We start from the raw sequence: 10000 nt of genomic DNA on the forward strand, positions 1-10000 counted from the left end.
TGTGCAAAGGCCATACAACAGGCTGTAAATACCATCAGGATGCCAAAAATGCGCTCAACGTTATTAAAGTGCATTTCTTTGTCTGCTTCCGGGTCGATTTTCAGGCGGCTGATAGCAATTTTACCAATCAGACCAACAAACAAAGCAATTCCCAGACATAACAGCAAACCTTCGCCTGTGCTCAGCTTTAAGCCAACGTGCTTTAAACCTTTGGTTACAGTCACAAACGCCATAATAAACGCGGCAAATACCATATAAAAAGGCACGTATTTTTTTGCAGCTTCCAATGGATTATCTGTATCAAAAATCAAGCGCTGAGCACTCATAAAGATCAAATAAGCCAGAATACCGGACAGTACAGGAGTGACGACCCAGCTGCCCACTATGCTGCTGACTTCATCCCAATGCACATATTCCATACCTACGCCAACAGAAGCGAAACCAATAATGGCACCCACAATAGAGTGAGTGGTTGATACGGGCCAGCCAAAATGGGTGGCCACTAACAACCAGGTACCAGCAGCAAGCAACGAAGCAATCATGCCGTATACCAGTAACTCCGGCACAGCTTTAAAGGCTTCAGCGTCGACTATGCCGCTGCGGATCGTAGAGGTTACTTCGCCACCAGCTAACCAGGCACCGGCAGCTTCAAAAATGGCCGCGATAATTAACGCTTGTTTCAGAGTTAAGGCTTTAGAGCCTACAGAGGTTCCCATAGCGTTGGCAACGTCATTCGCACCCACGCCGTAGGCCATAATAAAGCCAAACACAGCGGCAGTAATAATCAGCAATAAGCCGTATTGAGAAATAATATCCATCGTCGAATTACCTTAAGAATTAACGGGCCAACATGATTTCGAGTCGTGAACCTACTTTTAAGGCTGAATCAGCTAAATCGCCAACCCACTCTAAAGTGCGGTACAGGAACATCACATCAACCGGATTCATTTCGGCTTCTGCCTTACGGACAAATTTGCGCAGACTGATTTGCAGTTGGTCTGTGTCGTGCTCGATTTCATCGATACGTTCAACCATTTTGATCACCAAATCGACTTCACGCCCACGGAAACCAGTTTCCAGCAGCTCATCCAATTCGTTGATGGCTTCACAGGCCAATTCGACGGCGTCGATGCAACGCTGTAAATAGGCTTTAAATTCGACCTGAATAGGGGCCGGAATTTCTAACTCACGACCTAAAACACGACCGGTGATATCTTTGGCTTTGTTAGCAATTTTATCCTGCTGCGATACCAGTTCTAACAAGTCCGTTCTGTCGACGGGTAAAAACAAGCCACGTGGTAAATGCACACGGATATCACGTTTTAATTTGTCTGCATCTTTTTCTAAAGCTACAAGCGCCTTACGAACTTCGGCTGCTTTTTCCCAATCCCTTACAAAAACTGCGTCAAAAAATGGCAGTAATAACAAGCTGGCATCAAATACCTTTTTGATGTGCTCTTCTAAAGGCTTGATTGGTGATTTCGCAAAAACCGCCAAAAAGTGATTTGGCATAAGTGTGCCTCTTGCTGTTGAGTTAATGAAAACCGGCGCGCATTGTACTGCAATCAAGATGTAATAAAAACGTCTTATACAGCAGTAATAAAAAAAGCCTGATAAACCATAGGTTTTATCAGACTTTTATGACAGGTTTACGGGTAGTTTTTTAACTACGGGCGTCTTGCTCTAACTTTTCATCATCCGCATGACGCACGTCTTTCCCTTTCACCAGAAAAACAATGTATTCAGCGACATTTTTACAGCGATCGCCAATACGTTCCATAGAGCGGGCAGACCACAATACATTCATTATTTTAGGAATAGAACGTGGGTCTTCCATCATATAAGTCATTAACTGACGGGTGATGGCCTCGTATTCACGGTCAACTTTTCTGTCTTCACGGTGCACCGCCAATGCCGCTTCGACATCCATACGGGCAAAAGCGTCTAATACATCATGCAGCATTTGCGCGACATGACGGCCCATATTATCCAGATTGACCAACAAATCCTGCTGCGCACTATTAAAAGACTCCAATGCCACTTTTGCAATACGCTCAGCTTCGTCACCAATACGCTCTAAATCAGATATGGTTTTGATAATAGCCATAATCAAACGTAAATCACTGGCTGCAGGCTGACGCTTGGCAATAATACGGGTGCACTCGTGGTCAATTTTTATTTCCCAGTCGTTGACCTTTAAGTCATTGGCAATCACCTGACGAGCTAACTCAGCATCACTGCCGGCAATGGCGTTTAGTGCATCAGCCAGCTGTTGTTCAATCAAACCGCCCATCGCCATTACATGGTTGCGAACCTGTTCAATTTCTTCATTAAACTGGCTGGAAATATGTTTAGTTAAGTTCATTTTGTCCATCGCGCTCTCCTCCAATACCCCTAGTGCGTGCTGACGCTGCTTTGAGACTGCTGCTTCCCCCTGGTTTCACTGCCTTTTGTATTCAGGGGCCTGCTGGTTTATTGTCTTACTGCAACTTCCATGACTCTGGGTACGACGTTAATTAGTTAACCAAAACGGCCTGTGATGTAATCTTCAGTTTGTTGCTGCGATGGATTAGTAAACATCTTATTGGTGGCATCAAACTCAATTAAATCACCCATATACATAAAAGCAGTATAGTCGGATACACGGGCGGCCTGTTGCATATTGTGGGTTACAATCACAATAGTGTATTTATCTTTGAGCTCATAAATCAGCTCTTCAATTTTCAGTGTGGAAATTGGATCCAACGCTGAAGCTGGCTCATCAAGCAGTAAGACTTCAGGCTCAATAGCGATAGCGCGGGCAATGACCAGACGTTGTTGCTGACCACCAGACAAACCAAAAGCATTGTCATGCAAACGATCTTTGACTTCATTCCATAAAGCAGCACCTTTTAATGAGGTTTCAACCACCTCATCCAGTACACGTTTGTCTTTAACACCTTGCAAACGCAAGCCGTAGGCTACGTTTTCATAAATGCTTTTTGGAAAAGGGTTAGGCTTCTGGAATACCATACCTACCTGACGACGCAATTCGGCCACATCAACTTTCGGATCATAAATATTCTGTCCGTCCATTAAAATCTGACCTTCAATACGGCAGATATCTACCAGGTCGTTCATCCGGTTAAAACAGCGCAATAAGGTCGACTTACCACAACCTGAAGGACCGATAAAAGCAGTCACGCGTTTTTCCGGTATTGTCATATTGATGTTTTTTAATGCCAGAGCATCACCGTAGTACAGCTTCAGGTCGTTCACCTGAAGTTTGATTTTTTCGTCCGACAGTTTCAATTCGGTTTCTACGGGTGGAGCTGTTAATTTATCTTGATTCATCTTCATTACCATTCTATGAATTTGGTCTGCGAAATTGGCTTCTGCATTCAGGTCTTCATAGGCCTGCAATGCAGGCCATGGGCTTTCTAATCGGCGTCGCTGCGGTATTTCTCACGTAATCTGTTACGCATATAAATAGCAGCCATATTCAGCACCACAATCAATAACACCAGGACAAGAGCCGTGGCATAAAGCAGAGGACGCGAAGCTTCAACGTTTGGACTCTGGAAGCCCACATCAAACACATGGAAGCCTAAGTGCATGATTTTTTGGTCTAAATGAACAAATGGGAAATTGCCATCTATAGGTAAAGTCGGAGCCAACTTCACCACTCCAACCAACATCAGCGGAGCTACTTCACCAGCAGCACGGGCCACCGCCAGAATTAAACCTGTCATCATAGCCGGAGTTGCCAGTGGCACTACCACTTTCCATAAAGTTTCAGATTTGGTTGCCCCTAAAGCCAGACTACCCATACGAATAGTACTTGGAATACGGGATAAACCTTCTTCTGTCGAAACAATCACCACAGGCAAAGTTAATAAGGCCAGCGTTAAGGAAGCCCAGAATAAACCTGGAGTACCAAAAGTTGGGCTTGGTAAGGCTTCAGGATAAAACAGCTGATCTATGCTGCCGCCCATGATGTAAACAAAAAAACCTAAACCAAAGACACCATAAACAATAGAAGGTACACCAGCGAGGTTATAGACCGAAATACGGATGATCTTCAGTAGTGGGCCTTGTTTGGCATATTCACGCAGGTAAATAGCAGCCAGCACACCAAAAGGCGTCACTATGATTGCCATTAAAATCACCATAGTCACAGTACCAAAAATGGCCGGGAAAATGCCGCCTTCAGTATTGGCTTCGCGTGGTTCTTCGGTCAAAAAGTTAGCAATACCTTTGAAATAATGCGTTGTCTTTTGCCACACTGACATATCATTTGGTGCATAGGCGTGCACTATGTTCGCCAGGGAAATAGTCACTTCACGGCCTTCAGCTGAACGAGCCACTAAGCTGTCCCGGTTTGACTCTGCGCGTAATTGGTCCAGCTTTTGCTGGATCACAGCGTATTCGTCGTTCAGAACTTTGTTCTCAGCAGCAGCCTGAGCTTTAAACTCTGCCATTTCAGCGTCAGAGGCTTTATCCAGCACCAGACGACGTTCAGTCAAACGTAATTTTTCAATCTGGTTGTTAATACGGCTGATGTCATTCTTTTCGATATCTTTCATTTGCTGAAAGATAGTGTTAGCGCGCTCAACCCGTTGCAGCAGTTCTGGCCACATGGCCGGACCTTCTGCAATAACTTTGTCGCCTTCACTTAACTTCAGCGGGAAACCATAAAAGTTGCCACGTTCACGCCGCTCCAGCGCTATGGTGCCTTCTGGCACTGTCCAACCGCTGATTTCATAGTCCATATACCAGGAGAAATCCCGGCCATAAATATCACGGTTGCCCACCTTCACCAAATAACGGGTTACGGCTTCCAATTCAGCCGGCACTGTCGCGCCTGACTCACGTAACATCACAGCAGACACAGTTTCAGAGCGAACCAGTTCACCCATGATCATTTTCTTCTGACCAGATTCAGGTGACCATTCCGTCTGATGCAAATCCGCTGGCCAGAAATGACTGCCACCACGCACCACAATCAAACCTAACACACCCACCACCATCACCAGACACAAAGCGATGGCGCCAGCGTTTAACCAAATCCAGGGAGTCCCCGATCTGAACCAGGCCCTTACGCCAAATAAAGATTTCATCAAAGTGCCCCTTAATTACAGATTGCTGAAGCGTTGACGTAAACGCTGCCGTATTACTTCGGCGAGGGTATTAAATACAAAGGTAAAGACAAAGAGCACCAGCGCAGCCAGGAACAAGACACGGAAGTGAGTGCTGCCTACTGCTGTTTCAGGAAGCTCAACCGCAATATTGGCGGATAAAGTACGCATACCTTCGAAGATATTAAAGTTCACCACTGGGCTGTTACCAGTAGCCATCAGTACTATCATGGTTTCACCCACAGCACGGCCAAAACCCACCATCACCGCGGCAAATACACCAGGACTTGCTGTTGGCAACACTACACCTACCATGGTTTGCCATGGCGTAGCGCCCAAAGCTAAGGAGCCCTGGGTTAAGTGGCGTGGTACGTTAAAAATTGCGTCTTCCGCTATAGAGAAAATATTAGGAATAACAGCAAAACCCATGGCTATACCTACAATAAGCGCATTACGTTGGTCGTAATTAATGCCGTTATCGGTAAACCACTGACGTAAACTGCCATCAAAAAAGGTGTTGTCGATCATTGGGCTGGCACTGATCGCCAGGTAACCAAACAGAATAATCACAGGTACTAAAAACGCCGCTTCCCAGCCTAAACCAAAACGGTTGCGGACAGATTCAGGCATATAGCGCCATAAATAAGCTGCAGCCAACATCATAAAAGGCATCAGCAGTAAAATGGCAAATACGGCGCTTAAGTACTCTTCAATAAAAGGTGCCAGCCATAAACCTGCCAGGAAACCTAAAATTACTGTAGGTAAAGCCGCCATAATTTCAATAGTAGGCTTCACTTTGCCGCGCAGAACCGGCGTCATAAAATAAGCAACATAAATAGCGCTCATAATGGCTAGTGGTGTTGCAAATAACATGGCAAAAAAGGCCGCTTTTAAAGTACCAATGGCAAGTGGCACCATACTCATTTTAGCTTCAAACTCATCAGAACCTGCAGAAGCCTGCCAAATGTATTTGGCCTCATCACGACCTTCGTACCAGACTTCGTTCCACAGTGCTTTGTAAGACACATCAGGGTGAGCATTTTCCAGTTCAAACTTATGCATCTGACCTTTGTCGTCCAGCATCAGGAAATTAGTGTTAATAGGCGATATAGCGATTTTCTTCGCCATCAGGCCATCATCAAAATTCTCCAGAAACAAAGTGCGTGCAGAAGTGCCATAGTGGATACCTAAGTAACCTTTGTCGTCTATCGCCATAAAACCTTTGCGCGAGTACTCGGCATCAATCTGAGTGATAGCACCAGGCTGCTGCTCAAAATCACGGATTTGTTTTAAATCGAAGTTATTGTGCTGATCCCGCACTAAAAACCACTGGCTCAGCTCGCCTGTAGATGATCCGACCACCAAAGACACGGTACCCACCAGAAATTCCATAGCGGTAACTTGTGCACCTGAAGCAACAGCATTAACACTTTGTATTAAACGCGCCTGCTCTGGGTTGTTGATAGCGTAATAATGGATGTGGCCAGCTTTGTCTGAGACAAACAAATTCTGGAAAGTGTTATCAATCAAAATTTTACCGACAGATGACGGGGCATCCGGCAAGGTATAATCAGTGCGGACTACTGTGGTTTCGCCCGTCAGGAATACAGTCTCAGCCACCATATTCGACAGCACTAAACGACCATCAGCAGTGTAAGCACTCAGCATCCGGTTTTCGTCTTTTTCCTGAATGGCGACAGCTAACAAAGCCTGGCCTTGTGCATCCACCTGCACAGGAGCTTCACCTAAAGGAAAGCTGACTTTTGGATTAACCTGACGCTTATCATTAGGATAACTCAACAAATACTCATGCTTGGCGATTAACGCCTGACCATTGGATAAACCCAAAATAATGGTACCAGTGCGTGGGTCAGCTTTACCAAAAGCCGTCACTGTCGCGCCCGCTGGTAAGTTCAGCTGTACCTGCTGCTTTACTTCACCAGTGTCAGCATTAAAAAACTCCAGCTTAGCATCCGGCGTTACGACCAAACCCACTTCACCGTAACGTTCAATGCTGGTGTGCAAAGGCTGAGCCGCAGGGCTTTGATAACTGGTTTTTTGCTCCACAGAAGCAGAGGAAAATAGTGGCCCCACTTCAGAAAACAAATAAACAAATATAGTAGCGAAAGCCAGCACCACGCTGATGCCGGCAAAGCTGATACCGTATTTAGAGATTTTATCTTTGATAGCACGCCAGCGCCTTAATCGGGCCCGACGTTCTCCAGTTGGCAGCAAAGAACGCGGTGAATCACCGGCAGACTGCTGACTTAGATGGGTTGAGTGCATAGTTGCGATACCACCAGTTACTTTAAGATGTTGGCAACTATAGTAGAGTTTTATGACGGAAATATTACAGAGTGGTTTTTTGTCATATAAATGACACATTACAAATCGAAATCAGCATCCTAAGTCGATGCCTAACATGACAAAACAAACAAGGCACCATAAAGGTGCCTTGTGTCGAACAGACTATATTACTTGATGCCTAAGTCAGCCAGAGCTTTAGCAGCTACTGTAGCTGGTACTGGCACGTAACCGTCGTGAGCTACAACGTCCTGACCATTTTTTGACAGCACGAAGCGAACAAACTCACGCTCTAAAGGCTGCATTTCTTTGTTCGGGTGTTTATTCACATAAACGTACAGGAAACGTGATAATGGGTATTTACCATCTAAAGCGTGGTCTGCATTGGGTGCATAAAACGGCTCACCTTCTTTCTTCGCTAAAGGTAAAGCGCGTACGCTTGATGTGATATAACCGATACCTGAGTAGCCAATACCATTGATAGACTCGCTGATACCCTGCACTACTGAAGCAGAACCAGGCTGTTCGTTGATGCTGGATTTAAAGTCGCCGCCACATAAAGCCACATCTTTGAAGTAACCGTAAGTACCAGATACAGCGTTACGGCTATATACAGTGAAATCACGATTCGCCCACGCGCCTTCCATGCCTAACTGGCCCCAACGTGTCACATCTTCTTTATAGCCACATTTACGGGTTGCAGAGAAAATTGCATCCACCTGAGCAATAGTCAGACCTTTTAACGGGTTGTCTTTATTCACGTACACAGCTAATAAGTCGATAGCTACCGGAATAGCCATTGGTTTGTAGCCGTACTTGGCTTCGAAATCCTGCACTTCCGATGGCTTCATCGCACGGCTCATAGGGCCAAAGTTTGATGTGCCTTCAGTTAAAGCTGTAGGAGCAGTAGAAGAACCAGCACCCTGAATTTGGATATTTACGTTCGGGTACTGCTTACGGAATTCTTCAGCCCATTTGGTCATCAGGTTGTTTAAGGTATCAGAACCAATGCTGGAAATGTTGCCTGAAACACCAGTAGATTTTACATAAGCTGGCAATTTAGGGTCAGCTTCGATAATGGCCGCCTGAGCTGTCAGACCTAAAGCCGCTGCAATCAGACTTAATGAAGTTAATAACTTTGCTACTTTCACGTTGCTCTCCTCACAACAGACGAAATGTCTGTTCGTGGTTCAGGTTGTTTTCTGTGGGTTATCATAAGAAAGAAATATGACACTAATATGACGAAACAGCAGAACATATTTTGACCGCTATTATTTTTTTTGATTTTGCGGGGAGAATTGCGACGACTTGACTGTCAAAAACCAGCCAGAGGTCTACAATGGGGGAAGCCGAGTCTGGCTAACTCACTGTTTTTTTAAGCTCTTTTCACTTTTTATCAAATTTGATCTGTCCAGGAGAAGTAAGATGAAGCAGTTGATATTAACTGTAATAGGTCAGGATAAAGCTGGTTTAGTAGAACAACTTGCCACAGTGATCGGCAGCCATCATGGCAACTGGATGGCCAGTAACCTGAGCCATTTGGGTGGGTATTTTGCGGGCATATTACAACTGGAAGTCCCTGAAGAGCATGTGTTTGCGCTGACAACAGAACTGGAGCGCATGTCTGATCTGGATATTAAAATTCAGCAAGGTTTAAACTCCGAAGTACATCCGGATAAACAATTGCAATTTGTGATCACCGGCAATGACAGACCTGGCATAGTCCGGGAGTTATCCAGCGTGATGAAACACAAGGGCGCAAATATTATTCATTTTGAAAGCTCCCAACAAAGCGCTCCAAACTGGGGGGTGCCACTTTTCCATGCGATAGCCACTGTTGAACTGCCCGCAGGACTCAATAAAGATGAGGTCGTGAAGGCGTTGGAAGCCATAGCATCGGACGTAGTAGTTGACGTTGACCACTAAAACCGGCATTCACTTTAAAATATTGATGCAAACGAAGGATCAAGCTCTTGATCCTTTCATCAGTCTGTCATAAAACTGCCATAGAGTAGCTCCCAAACCCGATCAGGAGCGCGTTATGGTCATTACAGAGCTAATACATACTGTGAGCGATACGAATTATTTTCCCCGTGAATTAAGTTGGCTGTCATTTAATGGCCGTGTGTTGCAGGAAGCAGCGGACGAGCGTAACCCTTTGATTGAGCGTTTACGTTTTTTAGGTATTTACTCCAATAACATGGATGAGTTTTTCCGGGTTAGGGTCGCTGACGTCAAACGCCGGATCCTGCTTAAAAAATACCATGCTGATGAACAGGAAGATGCAGAACAATTGCTGCATGATATTCAACATATAGTGCTGAAGCTTGGCGAGCGCTTTAATAAAATTTATGACGACTTGCAGCAGGAATTACGCAAACACAATATTGAACTCATTGACAACTTTAAGCTGACCGATGCCCAGGCGCAGTGGGCCAGAAGTTTTTACCGCAGTGAAATACAACGGCATTTATCTCCTATCATTCTGTCCGCTGAAGAAGTCAAACTGGCCAAGCATTTAGAAGACAACGCCACTTACCTGATGGTGGAGATGACAGGGGCGAACAAAGCGGAATACG

8 protein-coding genes and 1 pseudogene are annotated in these 10000 nt (G+C 45.2%); 2 read left to right on the plus strand and 7 right to left on the minus strand.

The features are described from left to right. The 7 genes from LDL40_RS03760 to LDL40_RS03790 all read right to left on the minus strand — a co-directional run. On the minus strand, nucleotides 1–818 hold an 818-nt coding region (locus LDL40_RS03760; RefSeq protein WP_300993779.1), incomplete at its 3' end, for an inorganic phosphate transporter. A gap of 19 nt (nucleotides 819–837) precedes the next feature. Then, nucleotides 838–1512, minus strand: coding sequence for a TIGR00153 family protein (locus LDL40_RS03765; protein WP_127025682.1), 675 nt, complete (start codon nucleotides 1510–1512; stop codon nucleotides 838–840). 151 nt (nucleotides 1513–1663) lie between these two features. Next, complete coding sequence (phoU, locus tag LDL40_RS03770) at nucleotides 1664–2374, minus strand: phosphate signaling complex protein PhoU (RefSeq protein WP_300993780.1); 711 nt, start codon at nucleotides 2372–2374, stop codon at nucleotides 1664–1666. Between the two features lie 146 nt (nucleotides 2375–2520). Continuing rightward, on the minus strand, nucleotides 2521–3333 hold the full coding sequence (gene pstB / locus LDL40_RS03775) for a phosphate ABC transporter ATP-binding protein PstB (RefSeq protein ID WP_300993781.1): 813 nt from the start codon (nucleotides 3331–3333) through the stop codon (nucleotides 2521–2523). 86 nt (nucleotides 3334–3419) lie between these two features. Beyond that, nucleotides 3420–5099, minus strand: coding sequence for a phosphate ABC transporter permease PstA (gene pstA / locus LDL40_RS03780; RefSeq protein ID WP_300993782.1), 1680 nt, complete (start codon nucleotides 5097–5099; stop codon nucleotides 3420–3422). 15 nt (nucleotides 5100–5114) lie between these two features. Next, on the minus strand, nucleotides 5115–7403 hold the full coding sequence (locus tag LDL40_RS03785; RefSeq protein ID WP_300993784.1) for an ABC transporter permease subunit: 2289 nt from the start codon (nucleotides 7401–7403) through the stop codon (nucleotides 5115–5117). Between the two features lie 188 nt (nucleotides 7404–7591). Then, entirely contained in the window at nucleotides 7592–8539 is a 948-nt protein-coding gene (locus tag LDL40_RS03790; RefSeq protein WP_300993786.1) for a PstS family phosphate ABC transporter substrate-binding protein, read from the minus strand. A 307-nt stretch (nucleotides 8540–8846) separates the two neighbouring features. On the opposite strand from LDL40_RS03790, the gene LDL40_RS03795 reads away from it, so the two are divergent. After that, nucleotides 8847–9347, plus strand: a complete 501-nt coding sequence (locus tag LDL40_RS03795; RefSeq protein WP_300993785.1) for an ACT domain-containing protein — start codon at nucleotides 8847–8849, stop codon at nucleotides 9345–9347. 115 nt (nucleotides 9348–9462) lie between these two features. Beyond that, nucleotides 9463–10000, plus strand: a pseudogene (locus LDL40_RS03800) (polyphosphate kinase 1); the annotation flags it as partial.

Source organism: Rheinheimera sp. (assembly GCF_020217005.1).
In the GTDB taxonomy this organism is placed as follows: Bacteria; Pseudomonadota; Gammaproteobacteria; order Enterobacterales; family Alteromonadaceae; genus Pararheinheimera.